Genomic DNA, 18,491 nt, shown 5'->3' with positions numbered 1-18,491 from the left:
CGGTCTTTTTTTCTGCAATCGATCGAACTGGGGCGGATTGACAGGCGGAGCTAGCGGGGCTTATATTTGGCGTAGCAATGATAACGATTATCAGCGCGGTCGCGCCTCGCGGGTCTGGCCGCCGGAAGGGGCACTACATAATGGAGCAGCATGGCATGGATTTTTCGTTTGTCCGCACGTATTTTCATCTTTCGCCGGAGGGATTCGATCATCCGCTGCTGGAGCTGCCGGCCGCGAGCTTGACGGACGCGGACGCGGTGATCGCGGCGATTCAGGCGGGGAGCGCCCTCGTCCAGGCGACGGGCAACGAGCTGGTCGCTTCCTTCATGGGCACGTCGCTTTGCAATCTGTGCGCGACGCTGCTCATCTTCGGCGCGCAGTACGACCGCCTGCTCGATTTGAGCCTGACGAACCTGACGTTCCAGGCTGAGCAGCATGACGATCACGCGCATCTCGGGTACCGAATCGGCGAGATTCGTTGGACGGATATTCCCGCGGAAGGCCGCGCCGAATTTCTGCTGGACCGATTGACCGCTTATTTGCGGGAGGAAATCGTACCCGCCGTCGAGGCGATCGCGGCGCATGCCGGCATCAAGAGCGCGCTTATCTGGAACCAGTACGCCTATCAGCTCGCCTACGTCCGCGACTTTATCGTGGAACATGAGCCGCGCGAAGCGGTGAAGGCGCGCTTCCTCGCGGATTACGCGCTGCTGACCGAGGGCGTGCCGGCGGACGTGTTCGGCCGCAAGACCAATCCATTCCTGCATCGCAACCCGCGTTACGTCGATAACCCGTGGCAGCCGGAGAAGCCGCTCATGATGAATTCTTCGTGCTGCCTCTATCATTGCCGCGTGGACGGCGAGAAGTGTTATACCTGTCCGAAAATGACACCGGCCGAACGCGACGCGCGGCGCGAGCGGGTGCTCGCGGAACTGGCGGAGGCCGCAGCGGGCTAGCCGATTCTTGGCTCGCCTCTCGGCAATCGAGCGCCGATTCGCAGGGAGGCCGCTGATGGCGCGCAAGGGACAGACGCAAAGAAGCTTTGCCGCTAGGGGCAAAGCTTCTTTGCGTGTCCGGCTGCTTTGGGAATGAGGAGCTGTCGCTTCTCATCGCGCTGGCCGCGTTTACTTCGTCAGCTGTTCCATCTGGCCGATCAAATCCTCGAACACGCTCATCGCCTGTTCGATCGGCTCCGGCGAGGACATGTCGACGCCGGCTTTCTTCAAGATATTGATCGAGAAGTCGCTGCCGCCGCTTTTCAGGAAACCGAGGTAGCGGTCGACGGCCGGCGCGCCTTCCTCGAGAATTTGCTTCGAGAAGCTTGTCGCCGCCGAGAAGCCGGTCGCGTATTTGTACACGTAGAAGCTCGTGTAAAAATGCGGAATCCGCGCCCATTCCATCTCGATGTCTTTGTCGACGACCATGCCCGGCCCGTAGTAGAGGACGTTGAGGTCGTAGTAGATCTTGCTCAGCTCCTGCGGTGTGAGCGACTCTCCGGCTTCGGCCTTCTCGTGAATGAGCTTCTCGAATTCCGCGAACATCGTCTGACGGAACACCGTCGTGCGGAATTGGTCGGCGTAGTAGGTGAGCAGGTACATTTTCTCCTTCGGATCGGTCGACTTCTTCAGCAAATAGTCCATCAGGAGCGCTTCGTTCAGCGTCGAGGCGACTTCGGCGAGGAAGATCGTATACTGCGCGTCGCGGTAATCCTGATTGCCGTCGGAGTAGTAGGAATGCAGCGCATGGCCCATTTCGTGCGTCAGCGTGAACATGCTGTTCAAGTTGTCTTTATGGTTGAGCAGCACGTAAGGATGCGTGCCGTACGCGCCCCAGCTGTAAGCGCCGTTGCGCTTGCCTTCGTTCTCGTATACGTCGATCCAGCCGTTGTCGAAGCCCTGCTGCAGCACGTTCAAGTAGTCTTCGCCCAGCGGCTTCAAGCTCTCGTGCACGGTCTTCTTCGCTTCCTCGTACGTGATGTCGAGCTTGTATTCCTCCACGAGCGGCGCGAACAGATCGTACATGTGCAGCTCGTCGACCTTCAGCAGCTTCTTGCGCAGCTCCATGTACCGATGCATGAGCGGCAGATGCTTGTGGATCGTGTCGATCAGGTTCGTGTAGACGCTCTTCGGGATGTTGTCGCCATACAGCGACATCTCGAGCGCCGAAGGATATTTGCGGGCGCGCGAGTAGAAAATGTTCTTCGTCACGTTCGCGTTCAGCGTGGAGGCGATCGTGTTCTTGAGCTTGCCGTATGTATCGTACATCGCTTTGAACGCGGCGCTGCGGACGTCGCGGTTTTTGCTCTCGAGGAACTGGATGTAGCGGCCTTGCGTCAGCTCGATTTCCTCGCCGTTCTCGTTCTTCACCTTCGGGAACTTGAGGTCCGCATTGTTCAGCATGCTGTAGATCGTGTTCGGCGCTTGGCTGACGTTGCCGACCTGCGCGAGCAGCTGCTCCTCGGACTTCGAGAGGACGTGGGCTTTCTGGCGGCGCATTTCTTCGAGCGTGTGACGGTATTTGGCGAGCTCCGGATTGGCGATGAACGCGTTCAGCTGGTCGTCGGAGAGGCTGAGCACCTCCGGCGTCACGAACGAGAGCGCCTCGCCGGTCTCGACGGACAGCTTCTTCGACTTGTCGGAGAGCGCCTGGTACGTCGGCTCCGCCGTGTCCTCGTGATGCTTCATGTTGGCGTAGACGTAGAGCCGCTCGACATGAAGGGACAATTCGTCCTCCAGTTCGAAGCAGGCTTTCAATTGCTGCGGATCGGCCAGCTTGCCTTCGTAGGCGGACACCTTTTTCATCAGTTCTTTCGCTTCCGCGTATTCCTTGTCCCATGCCGCCTGATCGGCGAAGATGTCTTCCAGCTTCCAGCGGTGCTCGGGTGCGGTTTCGGAACGTTTCGGTACGTGATTCATCGGTATCCTCCTCGGTTGGTATATAGTGGATGAGTCCGCTGACGCGCCGGGGGGCTTCACCGAGACGGCGGAAGCGCCCGGCAGCAGAGACAGGGACAGAACTAGGGGCAGCCATTTCAACTGGAACCACGCTCCAATTTACGGTTTGCCCCTAGTGTGACCCGTCCGCGGCTTCATTATGACCCCATGGTTGTCAGGCTATAAACAATCAGGAAAAAGGCGAACGCGATAAACGCGATCGAAGCCATCGCAAGTCCTCTGCGCAGCTTTGGCGGAATGTTGTTCCGCTGCATGATGACGATCAGGCCCAGCGAAAAGGCGGCGATGATGAAAATAATCGTTGTTGCGGACATGTCCACGGCAGTAATCTCCCTTTCGCACAACCTATGCGGTCGCTATGTCTGTTATGTTCGACGAGAAGGGTGAAATTTCCTTTAAGATGCTGATTGGTTTGCGATTTGGCGCAGCCAAAAGTGCAGCATTCAGCTAAAGCGAATTGGTTTGCCCCTGGCTGTGCCAGGAGCAGCATATCGTGAATTGGTTTGCGCCTGGCTATACTTCACGAAAACGCGCCATGATCTCGGCCAGCTCGTCCTCCCGGCCGAGGAAGTCCTCCGCGCGGAAGCGGTTCTCTGCCCAGTGGAGCAATTGCGGCCGGCTGACGAACGTATGGCACTCCTCGCCCCATTGATCGGAAATTTCGCGGACGATCAGCGTCTTGCCCTGTACTTCCACATTCAGCATATTGTATTTATCGGTTTTGTAGATTTCATGTTTTTTGAACATAAGGAATGCCTCCATTATAGGAAAAGGTTATCCTTCCATGATAGCGATAAATAGGGGTAGAAATCAAATGGGGCGCGTGTTAAAATATGGAAACCGGCGAGCCCCGCATCGCCCCCATGAAGAGAAGAGTCGAGCCGAGACGAGAAGAGCCGAGGAGAGATGAGAGAAGATGAGTATCAAAAAGGAATACGCGCAGGTGGGCGTGGCCATGACGTGCCGTGGGTTTGACGAGTACACGCGAATGTTTGATTTGAACGAAACGCAGCTCGCGCAAGGCGAGGTGCTGGATATTGCCGCGGGAGGCTCGTCCTTCACGGCGGAGCTCGGCGCGCGGGGATTCCAGGGCACCGCGCTCGATCCGAGATACGGCTCGCCCGATACCGATGCCTGGATCGCCGAAGCGCGAGAGGAGATCGAGACGTCGACCGCGAAGCTGGACGCGTTGTCGGGTCAGTTCGACTGGACGTATTACGGCGATATCAGCCGCCACCGGGCGGGCAGGGTCGCGTCGTTGAACAAGTTCACCGAGCATCTGGCTAGCGAGGCGGGCAGATCGCGATATGTCGCTGGCGCTCTGCCTGAGCTGCCTTTTGAAGATGACCGGTTCAGCCTCGTGCTGTGCAGCCACTTTTTGTTTCTGTATGCCGATCAATTCGGTCCCGAATTCCACGAACGGGCCGTCGCGGAGATGATGCGAGTCTGCGCGCCGGGCGGCACCGTCAAAATATATCCGCTCCTGTCGCTAAAATGGGAGCCGTATCCGCACCTGCCGCATATAATGAAAGCAGCCAGCAGGTTGGGAGGAACGCCGGAGCTGTTCAGCTCGAAGCTTCCCTTTATTCCAGGTTCGGAACAAGGCTTGCAAATTCACCTTTGATTGCAATTCCTTTCCAGCGGGTGTATACTTGGACCAATCGCACGCGCAAGCGGCGACTTATTTTAGGAGGTTGTTCAATTGAAAGGAACAGTAAAATGGTTTAACGCAGAGAAAGGCTACGGCTTCATCCAAGTGGAGAACGGCGACGACGTATTCGTTCATTTCTCCGCCATTCAAGGCGAAGGTTTCAAGACGCTGGATGAAGGTCAATCGGTCGAATTCGAAATTACCCAAGGCAACCGCGGACCGCAAGCTTCGAACGTCATCAAGCTGTAAGCGACCCGACCGTTCCGACGGAACGCTCCCATATAGCACAACAAACCCCTGACGAAGCGTCAGGGGTTCTTTTTCGTATTCGTACCGAGCCTATGAATGATCGGTTAAGGCAAGCGGGACTCGGCCCGGCGGTTCCACATATGCTTCGCGAGGAAGCCGACCGCCGCCAGCAGCGCGAGCGCCATGGCGAGCTGATAGAAGCGCGACCGGCCGAAGTATTCGAACACGCTGCCGCCCGCCGTGCCGCTAATAATGCCCGCGAAGCCCGACCATACGATGGCGTAGACGGCTTGCCCCGAGGAACGGAATTCGTCGGGAATGACCGCGGAGAGATAACGGAGCGCGGTGGCGAAATAGACGCCGAACGTCACGCTGTGCATCGCTTGCACCGGGATGAGCCATTCCGGGGAATCGACGACGCTGACCAGCCAGAAGCGGATCGCGTACATGACGCAAGCGATGACGAGCAGCGGAAGCTCCTTGAACTTGTGGCCGTATTTGCCCAGGAGGAACAGGATCGGAATTTCGCTGACGGCGGAGACGAGCCAAGCCAGCCCGACGAGCGAATCGCTCGCCCCCATCTCCCGCATCGTGACGGCGAGGAAGCCTTCGTACATCCGGTGGGAGATCGAGATGACCAGCACGATGAGAAAGAAAATGAGAATCTCGGGCTTGCGGATAAGCTGGAAGAAGCCGCCGAATTCCATTTTGCGAAGCGAGCCCTGGTAATCCTTCAGCGTAAAGGAGAAGGCGAGCGTCGTGCCGACCGTGAAGAGGGCTAGCACCAGCGTCAAGTCCGAACCGGTCTGTTTGAGCAGCAGTCCGAACCCGTAAGCCGACAAAGCGAAGCCGAGCGAGCCGAAGATGCGGACGAGAGAATAAGGTCTTCCCGTATACTGGGTCGAGAGTAGGATCATACTGTCGCTCAGCGGGTTCATCGGCGTCTGGAAGAAGTAGAACGCGGCCATCACGAAGCAGACGCCGGCGAAAGCCGAGGTCTGGAACAGCAGTGCCACCATAAGAAGCTGTCCAATTAGGAGCAGATGGAAAATCCTCTTGAGCGTCCGGTATTTATCGCTGGCGATACCGATCAGCAGATTGGCGAAGATCGAGATGAAGGGTCCCGTCGAATACAAAATGCCGATTTGCGACGTGCTGAACCCTTTATCGAGAAAGTAAAGGGGAAGGAACGAGACGATTACCGCCTGCGTCATGTAGATCGAAAAGGTGAAGGAACGGAGCAGGTTCGTCTCTTTGGTTGCCGCCGCATGTCTCGTCCGCTCGTCTTCGATACCCGCCGGATTGGTCCCGGGGGCTGGTTCTGTTGCTTCCATACGCATGTTACCTCCGTCTGCCAATAACGTGTTTGATTTGTAAACCAGTATAGCATGGAAAATGCGGTTGCTTGCCCCGTGTTTCTTGCATAATATGAAGCAATTGCAAGGAGGGAGGAAAGTCCGCCTTTCGGACGAGACCGGCGCGCATTGGACTGGATTATTACGGTATGAAATGGTACATTAGTGCTGGAGGGTTGGTACGGTGAATCATGTTTTCGTGTTTAACGAAAGACTCGGGATCGCCCTGCCGACGCTTGAGCGGGAATGGGACGGTTACAGCGAGGCTGAACGGATTGCTATCGTCGAGCAGTGGGAGACCATTCGAGGCCGAATTCCGGATCTGGTCATCCGGTTTGAGGCCGTCATTAACGAGAAGCAGGCGCAGCTGAGCGACGAGGACGATTTCGACCGGTCGTGCCTGCTCAATTCGGATATTGCCGACTTGGCCAGCAGAATCAATGATTTGCATATTTGGTACCGGATCAATCAGGAGATTGAGTCGCGTCGTCATTCCTAGTCGGACAGCGGCCCAAGGAGGACGTCTCACAACATGAACCGTTCAATCGCGAGAAGACGCGTTCCGGCTTCGCCCGTGAAACTGATGTACCGCATGTACAAATACATATTGCCGGAAGTGAAGGCCGAGCTGAACCGGCTGCGGACGCTGGCCGAGGCCATACCCGACGTGGAGCTTCGGACGCAGGCGCTGGCCAGCATGGCGAGCAAGGAATTCCATTGCCAGGGCGGCGGCGTTTACGCCGCGGCCGATTTGGGCAACCGCCACATTCTGGTGCCGCTCATCGTGTCGCTGCAGACGATTAGCGATTACTTGGATAACCTATGCGACAGAAGCACTTCGCTCGATCCGGAGGACTTCCGCCTGCTCCATCAATCGATGCTGGACGCGGTCGACCCGGATGCGCAGGCGCGCGATTATTACGCGCTGCGGGCCGAACGCGAGGATGGCGGCTATTTGCGTGAGCTAGTCGTTACCTGTCAGCGCAGCATTCGCCTGCTGCCGGGGTACAAGAGCGCGCAGCCTCACTTACGGGAGCTTGTGGAGTTGTATGGCGATCTCCAAGTGTACAAGCATATCCGCAAGGATTTGCGCGAGCCGAAGCTGCTCGCCTGGTGGGATGTCCATCAGAATCGTTACGGGCATCTGCGCTGGAATGAATTCGCCGCGGCGACGGGTTCGACGCTTGGCATGTTCATGCTGTTCCAAGCGGCCTGCGACCCGACGCTCACGCCGGAGCAGGCGAGCCGGATCCGAAGCGCGTATTTCCCGCATGTCTGCGGTCTTCACATTTTGCTCGATTACTTGATCGATCAGGAGGAAGATCGGCTCGGCGGAGATTTGAATTTCTGCAATTACTACGACGATCAATCCCAGCTGATTAAGCGGCTTGGCGAGTTCGTCGAGCGCGCGAGAGCGGATGTTCGAGGGTTGCCTGCATGGCGGTTTCACCGGATGATCATCGAAGGACTGCTCGCGTTGTATCTTTCCGACCCGAAAGTACGGATGCAAGACAGCGTCCGCAGCGTGTCGCGAAGGCTGATGCGGGGCAGTCCGATGACTCGGCTATTCTTCTGGGGGAACAGCGTATGGATTCGCAAGCAACAATCTTAAACTATAGACATATGTCATCTTGAGGAGTGGAAGGATTATGACAGAAGTAAAATCGATTGCAGTACTTACAAGCGGTGGCGATTCGCAGGGTATGAACGCGGCTGTGCGTTCGGTCGTTCGAAGCGCGCTGTACCATGGTCTCGAAGTTTACGGCGTGCAGCGCGGCTATCAAGGGCTGCTCAACAATGACCTGCGTCAGATGGATCTGCGCAGCGTTGGCGACATCATCCAACGCGGCGGCACGATTCTTCAGACCGCGCGCTGTAAGGAATTTCTGACGCCGGAAGGCCAACAGCGGGGCGCGGACATTTTGCGCGAGCGCGGCATCGACGGCCTGGTCGTCATCGGCGGCGACGGCTCCTACCAAGGCGCGAACAAGCTGAGCAAGCTGGGCATCAAGACGATGGGTCTGCCGGGCACGATCGATAACGATATCCCGTTCACGGATTATACGATCGGCTTCGACACGGCGGTGAGCATCGTCGTCGACGCGATCAACAAGCTGCGCGACACGATGACCTCGCACGAGCGCTCCTCGGTCGTGGAAGTCATGGGCCGCCATTGCGGCGACATCGCGTTGTACGCCGGTCTGGCTAGCGGCGCGGAGACGATTCTCGTACCGGAAGTGCCGTTCGACCTGGATTTGGTCGCGCGCAGAATGCAGGAGAACTTCCAATCGGGCAAGCGCCACAGCATTATTCTCGTCGCGGAAGGCGTCGGCAGCGGGGAAGATATCGCGCAAGGCATCACGCAGCGCAACGGCATCGAGCCGCGCGTCACGGTGCTCGGACACATTCAACGCGGCGGCAGCCCTACGCATAACGACCGGATCTTGGCCAGCCAGCTGGGCGACTTCGCGGTACGCAAGCTGATGGAAGGCGACTCGGGCAAAGCGTGCGGCATCGTCAACGGCGAGCTCACCGTGACGGATATCGACAAGGTCGTCAACACGAAGAAGCCGTTCAACATGGATATGTACAACCTGGCCAGCCGGTTGTCGCTATAGATGAGCAGAAGCCTTATGGACAAGACGCCGCCGGGCGCCGGGTTCGTGGGGCTTTTTTTATCCTTTAGTCGGCATAACAAAAGCAGCGCCCCGATCGTGCTGCATGACGGGGCGCTGCTTTTTTCGTCCGATAAAATTAATAGATAACGTCCGGGGTATATTTGTTGCCCGCGTTCCAGAGCAAATACTCCTCGACGCCGGTGTCTTTTAACGCTTTGATTTGCGCTTCGACTTGAGCCTTGCCGTACTTGACGTAATGGCCTTTGCCGAGCCAGCTAGCGGTAAAGTCTTGAATCCACGGCCGGATGACCGGCTTGAACGATCCGATCGGGTCGAGTTTTTTGTGCGTGTCGACCATCGAGCCTTTGATCGTCGCGTACGGATCGGTATCCGGTTCCTTGACGCCGAACCAGCCGGTGCTGTAATGGCTCGGATACACCATCGGGCAGATCACGTCGACGTACTTCGAAATTTTGACGAAATCCTGGCCGATGCCTTCCGCGGCGGGGACCGAAGCGGCGTAGCCGAAGATATCGACCGACACGCGCACGCCGAGCGGCTCCAGCTGCCCCTTAGCGTACTTCACGAACCCGGCCACCGCATCGACGCGGCTTTCTTTCGTCTTGTCGAAGACGAGACCGTCCGCCTTCTTCTCGAATCCTTCGGGGAAGCGGACATAGTCGAATTGAATTTCTTTGAAGCCGAGCTTAACCGCTTCCTTCGCGATCGCGATATTGTAATCCCAGACTTCCTTCTTGTACGGATTGACGAAGCTGTCGCCTTTTCCGTTCGCCCAGACCGAGCCGTCTTGGCGGCGGAAGCTGAGCTCGGGATGACTGCGTGCCAGCACCGTGTCCTTGAAAACGACGATACGGGCGATCGGGTAGATGTCATGTTCGCCAAGCTTCTTCATCATGCCCGGCATATCGCGTATGTATTTTTGCGGTTTGCCAAGCTTCAGCAGCTCCGGGTTCGCCGTCGGGTACGTAATGTAGCCATAGTCGTCCTTGACGTCGATCACCATGCCGTTCAGATCGGTGTCGTCGAGCAGCTTCAGCAGGGACGTCATGCGCGAGCCTCCGGCGCTGTGGGCCGTCACGTAGACACCTTTGACTTTAGGCGCGTCCGGCTGCGGATCCTGTTTCACCGCGCTAACGGGCTTCGTCTCCGAGACCTGCGCCGAATCGGGCGAGCCTCCTTCGAGCGGGCCGCTCTCCGCGTGCAGCGCCGCTGCGTAGATCGAATGCGCGACCTCCCGGGCCGCGTTCGTCTGTCCGCCGGAACCGTCGCCGCCTAAGGCTTGAACCAGCAGAAGCATGAAGGCAATAATCGTGTCCATCGCTGTCCTCTCCCTTGGTGCGTGTCGCGTTTCAACCCAAATTATAAAGCAGTTTAGGGCGCCGTCACAGAGGTATTTGGAAGGATATTAACCGCCCTCGTCCAATCGGAATCGCCTGCCAAGGTAAAACGGCTAAGCCTTCTTTTGCAGCGATGACCGCCACTGCATTCCCGCAAACGATCAAAAAAAACGGGAACGCCGCTAGGCGTTCCCGTTCTCATATTCGTTAGCTGCTATTGCAGTAAAACTTGCTTCTGATGCTCGCATATACTGTGCTGCACAATCTCCATCGCGTCTTCCGGTTCAAGAATGCCCATTCCGTCTCGCAGCACAATATTTAGATTCAGCTCGCGCTGGGTAAGAAATGGGATCAGCTCCGGTGCAAGCTTCTCCACGATCCGCGACAGCTTAACAGTTTCCATATCCATCGAAGCATCACCCTTTCCGGTAGAGAGTAGGGTAAAACGCATGGCATGAAACGTATGCACTAACGGGATATCCTCCATTATATCAGCGGCTGCTCGAAAAACCTAGGGCCAGGCTAGAAATTCCATGAATGCCGGGTATAACGATGTTGGCACACTATCGGTGCCGGTACCGAGTTACCTTCGAAACTGGCCGATGACGCCGACCGTTTCGACCAGATTGACGAATGCTCTCGGATCGGTCTGCTCGATGAGGCGCTTCAGCTCTGCCAGCTCGTAGCGTGTCGTCACGGTCATAAGCATGTCGCGCTCGGTCTGCGTGTACGCGCCGCGCGTGCGGATGATCGTTACGCCGCGATGCAGCGGAAGCATCGCCTTGATCATCGCGTCCGGTTCGTTGGTAATGATGTATGCCGTAATTTTGATATGGCTAATATGGATCAAGTCGATGATCTTGCCAGTGGTGAAAATCGAAACAAGCGAAAACAGCGCGATATCCCAGTCGCCGGTCATGGCGCCGAGTCCCGCGATAATCAGGCCGTTCAACAGGAATACCAGCATGCCGAGCGACATATCGCGCTTGCGCGAAATAATCGCCGCCACGATGTCGAAGCCGCCCGAAGAAGCGCCTTCGCGCAGGGTGAGTCCGCTGCCGAAGCCGACGATGATGCCCCCGAATACGGCCCCGAGCGTCAAGTCGTCAACGACGGGCTTGACCGGGACAAACTGAAGGGCGAGCGTCGTGGTAATAACGGAGAATACGCTCCAGGCAACGAAGCGGACGCCGAGCGCCTTCCAGCCCCACAGCAATACGGGAATGTTGAGTACGAAATACAGCCAGCTGATCTGCAGGCCGGTGCCGTAGCTGATGATCATGGTAATGCCGGATACGCCGCCGCTGATCATCTGGTGCGGAATGAGAAATTGATTGAATCCGAACGCGATAAGCAGGGAGCTAAGGGCGACCGCGGCCGCTGTGCGCGCGTGTTGAATCGACATCTGTTGAAACGTTCCTCTCGACATGGTATGTTTTCGAACCCTATTGTATGCTGTTTCGACAAGAAACGCCAGAATGCCCGGTTTTCCAAGGCTGCCGGCTTTTACCGGATATTATGCCACTTTTCCGTTAGCTGGTATTCGTGAAGAGAACTGTGCTATAATGAACTGTATATTTTCTGTGGATGCAGATTAAAGGAGTTTGAGTTAGTTTGAAAACATTTGCTGAATTCGGCTTGGAACCAAAAGTGTTACAAGCCATCACGGAATTGGGCTTCGAAGAAGCGACCCCAATTCAATCCAAGTCCATTCCTATTGCGCTCACCGGCAGCGATTTAATCGGTCAAGCTCAGACGGGAACGGGCAAGACGGCTGCGTTCTCGATACCGCTTATTAACAAAATCCCGACTAGCGAAGATCGGATCGTCGCCCTCATCATGACGCCGACGCGCGAACTGGCGATTCAAGTATCGGAAGAAATCGGCAAGCTGACGAAGTACAAAGGTCTCCGTTCACTGCCAATTTACGGCGGACAAGAGATCGGCCGCCAAATCCGCGCGCTGAAGAAGCGTCCTCAAATCATCATCGGCACGCCGGGACGGCTGCTCGACCACATCAACCGTAAGACCATCAAGCTCGACGACGTACAGACGGTTGTCCTTGACGAAGCCGACGAAATGCTGGATATGGGCTTCATGGAAGACATCACGAGCATCCTCTCCCTTGTACCGGAAGAACGTCAAACCATGCTGTTCTCGGCTACGATGCCGCCGAACATCCAACGTCTTGCCGCTCAGTTCCAGAAGAACCCTGAGCACGTATCGGTTATTCCGAAACAAGTCAGCGCGCCGCTGATCGACCAAGCGTACATCGAAGTGCACGAACGCCAGAAGTTCGAAGCGCTCAGCCGTTTGCTGGACATGGAATCGCCGGAGCTCGCGATCATTTTCGGCCGCACGAAGCGCCGCGTCGACGAACTGAGCGAAGCGCTCCAGAAGCGCGGATACTCGGCTGACGGCCTGCACGGCGACTTGTCCCAGAATCAGCGCGACGCGGTTATGCGCAAGTTCCGCGACGGCAGCATCGACGTGCTCGTGGCGACGGACGTGGCAGCGCGCGGTCTCGACGTATCGGGCGTAACGCACGTTATCAACTTCGACTTGCCGCAAGATCCGGAGAGCTACGTTCACCGTATCGGCCGTACGGGCCGCGCCGGCAAAGAAGGCACGGCTTGGTCGTTCGTCACGCCGCGCGAGATCGATCACCTGCACTTCATCGAGAAAGTAACGCGTCACAAAATTCCGAAGAAGCCGCTGCCAAGCATCGCGGAAGCGATTGAAGGCAAGCAACGCGTAACGGCCGAGCGGATTCTGGAATTCGTTCAAGAAGAAAGCATTAACGAATACAAAGGCATCGCGATCCAATTGCTGGAGCAATATGATTCGGTCAACCTTCTGGCAGCCGCAATCAAGCTCATCACGGGCGAGAAGAAGGATGTCAGCATCGAGCTTACGCCGGAAGATCCGATTCGCGCGAAGAAACGCAGACCGGATGTTCGTTCGAACGGACGTCGTTTCTCCGGCGGTCCATTCGGCAGCGGCAATCGCAGCGGCAACGGCCCGCGCGGCCGTTCCGAGGGTGGACGCAGCGGCGATAGCCGTGGCGGATACAGCGGCGGCGGCAGCCGTGGCGGTTACGGCAGCAGCCGTGACGGCGGCAGCAGCAGCAGCAGCAGCAACCGCGGTGGTTACGGCGGCAGCCGTGACGGCGGCAGCGGTGGAAGCGGTGGCGGACGCAGCTCGAGCGGCGAATACCGTCGTCCTCGCCAAGAACAATAAGCATCGCTAAGTAGAACGGAACAACGTTCGTCCGCGTGACAACGCGGAATGAACGCAAGAACGGGGCGCTCCCGCCGCTAGATCGGCTGGGAGGCGCCCCGTTTATTTTTTTTGCCGGATTCCTAGTACAGGAAGCCTTTCGTGACGATAACGAGCAGGATGAAGAGAACCAAGATGAATGCCGCGCTGCTGTAGCCGCCGCCGCCATAAACGTTACTCATGGATGTTTCCCTCCTTTGCGTGTTCGTTCTAGGGAATCCTCCCGGCCGGGTTAAGCCGGGAGACGCGTGATTAGTACAGGAAGCCTTTCGTGACGATAACGAGCAGGATGAAGAGTACGAGGATGATGCCTGCTGCGTTGTAGCCGCCGCCGCCGTAAACGTTGCTCATTGAGATTCCCCTCCTTGTCGCTAGATTGGGACTTCCGATCATCGTGCTTGACGGGCGTTCTTAGTACAGAAAGCCCTTGGTAACGATAACCAGCAGGATGAAGAGAACGAGAATGATGCCTGCTGCGCTGTAACCGCCGCCGTATCCGCCACCGTGTACATTGCTCATATTAAATTGCCTCCTCGAAATTTTATGGGATGGTGCATGGATACCGTCAAGGAATTAGTACAGGACACCGCGGGAAACGATGACCAGAAGGATGAAGAGAACCAGAATGAAACCAGCCGCACCGTAGCCTGCGCCGTAACCGACATTGCTCATGTGATGATGCCTCCCTTAGAAAGTTGTTTGAATCCGAAGTACACTATATCTATATGCGGATAGGTCGACGTCGCAAAGGCAATGGCCTATACACGGACAAAATGGGCGCTGGCGTTATGGGGCCAACCTATATTATGATAGGGTTATGAAATCGCTTGCGCTTGGCGCACCCGAACGGGGTGAATCGCCGGCCAGGCGAAAGGTCAGGGGGATAAGCTAGCATGGAAATGAAAGGCATGATGGGTGGACTTTACAAAATATCCGAATGGATTATGCGCCTATCGGTAACGAACATCCTCTGGGTGGTTTGCTCCTTACCGTTTATGTTCCTGGTGTTTACCCATTTCATGGCAGTCGCGACGGGAACCGTCTCGGAAGAGCAGGCCGGAGACTTCATGAAGCAAGGGTTCATCCTGGCGGGCATCGTGGCGCCGTTCACGCTGTTCCCGGCAACGTCGGCCATGTTCGGCGTGGCGCGCAAGTGGGTCATGGGTGAAGTGGATGCTCCGCTTTTGAAGACCTTCTTCCGCAATTACAAGGAAAGCTACCTGCAAAGCATGATTGCTGGCATCATCTACGTCGTTTTGTTCGCGGTCATGATCGTCGACTTCCAAGTGTACGGCGGCGAGCTGAAGGACCTTCAATTTGTTTCGTATTTATTTATCGCCCTGCTGATTTTGCTCGGCGTCTCGCTCTTTAACTTCTTCTCGATGGTCGTGCACTATCATATGAAGACGTTCCAGTTGATCAAGAACGCGCTGTTCATCACGATCGGCCGTCCGTTCCGCTCCATCTCGACAGCGGTCATGTGCGGCGTCGTCATCTACATTAGCTTGAGCAGCCCGAAGCTCATGTTCCTCATCCCGTTCTTCACGGGCAGTGTGGTGGCAGCGATCGCCTTCTGGAACTTCTACGGCATCTATATGAAGCTGCAGATGCAAGCGGAGAAAGCCGCTGCGGCGGAAGCCGATGAAGCACGCAAGGAAGCCGACGAAATCGGTCTGCCGCTCGACGACGCTCAAGAGCAGCACAGCCGGAAATAATTAACCGCGCGGACCGCGTTTACTTTTGTTTCGCATACGGCTATAATAGCAATACATCCTGCTTTTGCTCGTTACGACTTTAAATTGTTTTGAACCAATGGCTGTTTCACGGGAGTCCTACATCGAAACGAGGCTGACACGCCCTTTACGGAAGGGATCTCAAATCCGGTTCTGCGGACACCCACCTGCGAGAGCGGGTTCAGAAACAAGCAAGTCGGACGGCTTTAGCGGGTTCCATCTTTCAAGCAAGAAGGGGGCAACCCCTTTTTTTTATGCGTTTATTTGTGCTATCATAACATGTAGCGTACATAGTGTCGGAGGGGGAGATCATCTTTGTTGAAGCGCACCCTAATGGGGTTGCTGCGCAGTCACGAATTGACTGGCGATAAGGCAAAAGATCCGTTACTGAAATCCCATTATTACAAACTCTCGAAGGATAAGGCTTGGGAAGAGGTTGTCTCAACCCTGAAGAAGATGCAAGGCTACAAAGTGCTGCACGAGGTTCAATCCGTGGGCGAGATCGTCCTGGAGAAACGGACCGTGACCGGCCGCACCATGGATATTACAGTCTCCGTCATTGCCGTCAATCCGGTAACGTCGGCCGTCGATATTTACTCGGCTTCCCGGGGCTCATTCGGCGATTTGGGTTCTAATTATCGTATTATATTGGATATCTACCGCACGCTGGACAAGAAATTAAGCGCCTACAAAACTTCCGGCGCTTAACAAAAAAGCGAGGAGGGAAAGCCCTCACTCGCTTTTTCTTTGCCACGATTCACGTATAGGTTCGTATGTAGATTATACGAGAGCTTTAACGGCTTCGATCGCTTGCTCGTAGTTCGGATGCTCGGTCATTTCGCTCAGCACTTCGACGTATTGGATCGTGTCGTTGCCGTCGATGACGAAGATGGCGCGCATGTCCAGACGGAGTTCTTTGATCAGCACGCCGTAAGCTTCGCCGAAGCTGTTGTCCTTGTAATCGGAGAGCAGGGTCACTTGGTCGATGCCTGCCGCGCCGCACCAGCGCGCTTGCGCCATTGGCAGATCGACGCTGACTGTCAGCACGACGACATTGTCGCCGAGGTTGCCGGCTTCTTCGTTGAAGCGGCGCGTCTGCGCGTCGCATACGCCGGTATCGATCGAAGGCACGACGCTCACGAGCTTGATTTTGCCCGCGTAATCGGAGAGGGAGACCGTCTCCACGAGGGATTTGTTCAGCGTGAAGTTCGGCGCTTGATCGCCTTTCTTCAGCTCTGGGCCGATCAGCGTGATCGGATTGCCTTTCAGCGTCGCAACGCCTGTACGTTCTTGTGCCATTGGGATTCAATAGCCTCCTTTTAATGGATGGTCGGTACCCTGTTAATTATAAGCATATTGATTTGAGCTTGTCCAATACCTGCCAAAGGAGCGCATGTGATGATTTTTTTGAGATATGAAGGATTTCGCTCGTACTTGAAACTTTACCCGATAACCGTTGCGATCCTTGCCATCAATATCGCGTTGTTCGTATATGATTTCTGGCTAGGCGGGGATCACTACTTCATTCAGAAAGGCATTTTGCTGGTTGATCCCTTTACGAATTATTTCAGCTTCGATGAACCTTGGCGTTATGTAACTTCCATTTTTTTGCACGGGGGATTCGATCATCTGCTGTTCAACTGTTTCGCGATTCTAGTCTTTGCCCCTCCGCTGGAGCGAATACTCGGGAAATTCAATTACGCGTTCTTCTATTTGTTCGCCGGCCTCATGGGCAATGCCTTTACGGCGCTGCTGGAGACCGACTCAATATCGTCTCTCGGCGCGTCCGGCGCAATCTATGGCGTCTATGGCATTTATTTGTATCTGGCCCTGTTTAAAAAGGCGATGGATGAAGGGTCGCGCAGGACCGTCTATACAATCCTGATCTTCGGCATCATTGCCTCGCTGCTGTCGCCGAACACGAATTTATGGGCGCATTTGGGTGGAGCGGTCGCCGGCTTCGGTTTCGGATTTTTGTACGATAAGGTATTAAATACGCGAAAGTAACGGCAGAAGGCAATTGTCAGCGCGAGGAGAAGAGGGGACTTCATGGAGCTTCGGCAGTTATATTATTTCGTAAAGGTGGCAAGGAAGGAGCATGTGACGCAGGCGGCGGAGGAGCTGCATGTGGCGCAATCGGCGGTCAGCCGTCAGATCCACCAGCTGGAGGAGGAGCTTGGCGCCAAGCTGTTCCTCCAGAAGGGCCGCAATCTGCAGCTAACGCCGGTCGGACAGCTGTTCCTGAAGCGGGCGGAGGTGATCTTGGCCGATCTGGAGCGCGCGGTAATGGACGTGCACGAATTCCTGGATCCGGAACGCGGCGAAATTCGGCTCGGCTTCCCGCACAGCCTCGGCATCTCGCTGATCCCGGAGGTAGTGGCGGCGTTCCGCAAGAAGCACCCGAACGTCAAATTCCGCTTCAAGCAGGGCATGTATCCGTCGCTTATCCGCGATGTCATGAAAGGCGAGGTGGATCTCGCATTCGTCTCGCCTTGCCCGGAATCCCACGAGCATGTGAGCGGACAGACGGTGCTCACCGAGGAGCTGTACGCGATCATGCCGCCGAATCATCCGCTGGCAGGCGAGGCGGTCATCGACCTTGCCCAGCTGAAGGACGAGACGTTCGTGCTGTTCAGCCCCGGTTACTCGCTGCGCCCGATCGTCTGGGACGCCTGCCTGGCGGCCGGCTTCACCCCGAACATCGGGTTCGAGGGCGAGGAGACCGATACGATCCGCGGCCTGGTCGCGGCCGGCATGGGCGTCAGCTTGCTGCCCGAGATGGCGCTCTACGCGAGCGGGCCGCTGCAGCCGGCTAAGGTGCGCGTGCAGTCGCCGCGCGTAACCCGCACGATCGGGCTCATCTATCGGTCGAACGAAAAGCTGCCGCTCGTAGCGACGGTGTTCCAACGGTTCCTGCTCGATTATTTCGGATGTAAAATGAATAAATAACACTCATTCGCAAAGACGGCCGGAGAGATTCCGGCCGTCTTTGCGTTGTCAGAATCCACCGTAAGCTTTGTCCGCCAGGACAAAAGCGTGCCACGCACAAAAGCACCCGCCATCCATCAACCCAAGTGTCAGCACGAAAAGGGAGTCCAGAGGGCAGCGCCTGAGCGGTTCCCAAGGGAAAGCGCGCATCGGAAGCATAAGCTTGGAGCCTCCTTGGCGGAGGAGGTGTGAGGTGAGGAACGATCATCGTTAGCTTTGTCCGCCAGGACAAAAGCGTGCCACGCACAAAAGCACCCGCCATCCACCCACCAAACGTCTAGCACGAAAAGGGAGTCCAGAGGGCAA

The 18,491-nt window shown here is 56.3% G+C and carries 23 protein-coding genes and 1 other RNA gene; 12 read left to right on the top strand and 12 right to left on the bottom strand.

Annotated elements, in window-relative coordinates; genetic code table 11:
- Positions 1-155: 155 nt before the first annotated feature.
- Positions 156-956 (top strand): hypothetical protein, encoded by an 801-nt coding sequence (locus tag ACFSKT_RS12730; protein ID WP_377721375.1) that lies wholly within the window; start codon positions 156-158, stop codon positions 954-956.
- Between the two features lie 168 nt (positions 957-1,124).
- Here ACFSKT_RS12730 and pepF read toward each other — a convergent pair whose 3' ends face one another.
- The 3 genes from pepF to ACFSKT_RS12715 form a co-directional block, all read right to left on the bottom strand.
- Complete coding sequence (gene pepF, locus ACFSKT_RS12725; RefSeq protein WP_377721374.1) at positions 1,125-2,915, bottom strand: oligoendopeptidase F; 1,791 nt, start codon at positions 2,913-2,915, stop codon at positions 1,125-1,127.
- Positions 2,916-3,091: 176 nt separating this feature from the next.
- Positions 3,092-3,268, bottom strand: a complete 177-nt coding sequence (locus tag ACFSKT_RS12720) for a hypothetical protein (RefSeq protein WP_377721373.1) — start codon at positions 3,266-3,268, stop codon at positions 3,092-3,094.
- 199 nt (positions 3,269-3,467) lie between these two features.
- Positions 3,468-3,701: a hypothetical protein gene (locus ACFSKT_RS12715; protein WP_377721372.1), complete on the bottom strand. Its 234-nt coding sequence runs from the start codon at positions 3,699-3,701 to the stop codon at positions 3,468-3,470.
- Positions 3,702-3,870: 169 nt separating this feature from the next.
- Here ACFSKT_RS12715 and ACFSKT_RS12710 point away from each other — a divergent pair, with 169 nt between their 5' ends.
- Positions 3,871-4,578: a class I SAM-dependent methyltransferase gene (locus tag ACFSKT_RS12710; RefSeq protein ID WP_377721371.1), complete on the top strand. Its 708-nt coding sequence runs from the start codon at positions 3,871-3,873 to the stop codon at positions 4,576-4,578.
- A gap of 78 nt (positions 4,579-4,656) precedes the next feature.
- Positions 4,657-4,854 (top strand): cold-shock protein, encoded by a 198-nt coding sequence (locus ACFSKT_RS12705; protein WP_148931803.1) that lies wholly within the window; start codon positions 4,657-4,659, stop codon positions 4,852-4,854.
- 104 nt (positions 4,855-4,958) lie between these two features.
- Here the strand turns inward: ACFSKT_RS12705 and ACFSKT_RS12700 are convergent, their stop codons facing one another.
- Positions 4,959-6,188: an MFS transporter gene (locus tag ACFSKT_RS12700; protein ID WP_377721370.1), complete on the bottom strand. Its 1,230-nt coding sequence runs from the start codon at positions 6,186-6,188 to the stop codon at positions 4,959-4,961.
- A gap of 205 nt (positions 6,189-6,393) precedes the next feature.
- Between ACFSKT_RS12700 and ACFSKT_RS12695 the strand changes: the two genes are divergently transcribed.
- Genes ACFSKT_RS12695 through pfkA form a run of 3 tightly spaced genes read left to right on the top strand, consistent with a single transcriptional unit; the run spans position 6,394 to position 8,827 of the window.
- Complete coding sequence (locus ACFSKT_RS12695; RefSeq protein ID WP_377721369.1) at positions 6,394-6,708, top strand: hypothetical protein; 315 nt, start codon at positions 6,394-6,396, stop codon at positions 6,706-6,708.
- A gap of 33 nt (positions 6,709-6,741) precedes the next feature.
- On the top strand, positions 6,742-7,821 hold the full coding sequence (locus tag ACFSKT_RS12690) for a tetraprenyl-beta-curcumene synthase family protein (protein ID WP_377721368.1): 1,080 nt from the start codon (positions 6,742-6,744) through the stop codon (positions 7,819-7,821).
- A 37-nt stretch (positions 7,822-7,858) separates the two neighbouring features.
- Positions 7,859-8,827, top strand: a complete 969-nt coding sequence (gene pfkA, locus ACFSKT_RS12685; RefSeq protein WP_377721367.1) for a 6-phosphofructokinase — start codon at positions 7,859-7,861, stop codon at positions 8,825-8,827.
- Between the two features lie 136 nt (positions 8,828-8,963).
- On the opposite strand, the gene ACFSKT_RS12680 is transcribed toward pfkA, so the two are convergent.
- From ACFSKT_RS12680 to ACFSKT_RS12670, 3 genes are all read right to left on the bottom strand, one after another.
- The gene (locus tag ACFSKT_RS12680) at positions 8,964-10,166 is read right to left on the bottom strand and encodes a putative glycoside hydrolase (RefSeq protein WP_377721366.1); all 1,203 of its coding nucleotides are present in this window, start codon (positions 10,164-10,166) and stop codon (positions 8,964-8,966) included.
- 233 nt (positions 10,167-10,399) lie between these two features.
- The gene (locus ACFSKT_RS12675; RefSeq protein ID WP_377721973.1) at positions 10,400-10,594 is read right to left on the bottom strand and encodes a hypothetical protein; all 195 of its coding nucleotides are present in this window, start codon (positions 10,592-10,594) and stop codon (positions 10,400-10,402) included.
- 174 nt (positions 10,595-10,768) lie between these two features.
- Complete coding sequence (locus tag ACFSKT_RS12670) at positions 10,769-11,590, bottom strand: YitT family protein (protein WP_377721365.1); 822 nt, start codon at positions 11,588-11,590, stop codon at positions 10,769-10,771.
- A 209-nt stretch (positions 11,591-11,799) separates the two neighbouring features.
- Here ACFSKT_RS12670 and cshA point away from each other — a divergent pair, with 209 nt between their 5' ends.
- Complete coding sequence (gene cshA, locus ACFSKT_RS12665) at positions 11,800-13,425, top strand: degradosome RNA helicase CshA (RefSeq protein WP_377721364.1); 1,626 nt, start codon at positions 11,800-11,802, stop codon at positions 13,423-13,425.
- A gap of 122 nt (positions 13,426-13,547) precedes the next feature.
- On the opposite strand, the gene ACFSKT_RS12660 is transcribed toward cshA, so the two are convergent.
- From ACFSKT_RS12660 to ACFSKT_RS12645, 4 genes are all read right to left on the bottom strand, one after another.
- Positions 13,548-13,646 carry a YjcZ family sporulation protein gene (locus tag ACFSKT_RS12660; protein ID WP_377721363.1) on the bottom strand — a complete coding sequence of 33 codons (99 nt, stop codon included), beginning with the start codon at positions 13,644-13,646 and terminating at the stop codon, positions 13,548-13,550.
- Positions 13,647-13,716: 70 nt separating this feature from the next.
- Positions 13,717-13,815, bottom strand: a complete 99-nt coding sequence (locus tag ACFSKT_RS12655) for a dihydroorotate dehydrogenase (RefSeq protein ID WP_377721362.1) — start codon at positions 13,813-13,815, stop codon at positions 13,717-13,719.
- A gap of 60 nt (positions 13,816-13,875) precedes the next feature.
- On the bottom strand, positions 13,876-13,983 hold the full coding sequence (locus tag ACFSKT_RS12650; RefSeq protein WP_377721361.1) for a dihydroorotate dehydrogenase: 108 nt from the start codon (positions 13,981-13,983) through the stop codon (positions 13,876-13,878).
- Between the two features lie 54 nt (positions 13,984-14,037).
- Entirely contained in the window at positions 14,038-14,136 is a 99-nt protein-coding gene (locus ACFSKT_RS12645; protein WP_148931791.1) for a dihydroorotate dehydrogenase, read from the bottom strand.
- A gap of 221 nt (positions 14,137-14,357) precedes the next feature.
- Here ACFSKT_RS12645 and ACFSKT_RS12640 point away from each other — a divergent pair, with 221 nt between their 5' ends.
- The 3 genes from ACFSKT_RS12640 (at position 14,358) to ACFSKT_RS12630 (ending at position 15,905) form a co-directional block, all read left to right on the top strand.
- Positions 14,358-15,179: a YesL family protein gene (locus ACFSKT_RS12640; protein ID WP_377721360.1), complete on the top strand. Its 822-nt coding sequence runs from the start codon at positions 14,358-14,360 to the stop codon at positions 15,177-15,179.
- Positions 15,180-15,231: 52 nt separating this feature from the next.
- A non-coding RNA gene (ssrS, locus tag ACFSKT_RS12635) (6S RNA) lies at positions 15,232-15,417 on the top strand.
- 95 nt (positions 15,418-15,512) lie between these two features.
- Entirely contained in the window at positions 15,513-15,905 is a 393-nt protein-coding gene (locus ACFSKT_RS12630) for a DUF1499 domain-containing protein (protein ID WP_148931789.1), read from the top strand.
- 72 nt (positions 15,906-15,977) lie between these two features.
- Here ACFSKT_RS12630 and tpx read toward each other — a convergent pair whose 3' ends face one another.
- Positions 15,978-16,496 carry a thiol peroxidase gene (tpx, locus tag ACFSKT_RS12625; RefSeq protein WP_377721359.1) on the bottom strand — a complete coding sequence of 173 codons (519 nt, stop codon included), beginning with the start codon at positions 16,494-16,496 and terminating at the stop codon, positions 15,978-15,980.
- Between the two features lie 99 nt (positions 16,497-16,595).
- On the opposite strand from tpx, the gene ACFSKT_RS12620 reads away from it, so the two are divergent.
- Together ACFSKT_RS12620 and ACFSKT_RS12615 are read left to right on the top strand one after the other, a co-directional pair.
- Positions 16,596-17,204: a rhomboid family intramembrane serine protease gene (locus ACFSKT_RS12620; RefSeq protein WP_377721358.1), complete on the top strand. Its 609-nt coding sequence runs from the start codon at positions 16,596-16,598 to the stop codon at positions 17,202-17,204.
- A 42-nt stretch (positions 17,205-17,246) separates the two neighbouring features.
- Positions 17,247-18,146 carry a LysR family transcriptional regulator gene (locus ACFSKT_RS12615; protein WP_148931786.1) on the top strand — a complete coding sequence of 300 codons (900 nt, stop codon included), beginning with the start codon at positions 17,247-17,249 and terminating at the stop codon, positions 18,144-18,146.
- The last annotated feature ends 345 nt before the right edge of the window (positions 18,147-18,491 follow it).

Source organism: Paenibacillus xanthanilyticus, assembly GCF_042682185.1.
Classification (GTDB): Bacteria; Bacillota; Bacilli; order Paenibacillales; family Paenibacillaceae; genus Paenibacillus_Z; species Paenibacillus_Z xanthanilyticus.
Note: the sequence above shows the minus strand (reverse complement) of the source record. Positions and strands in the feature narration are given on the sequence as shown.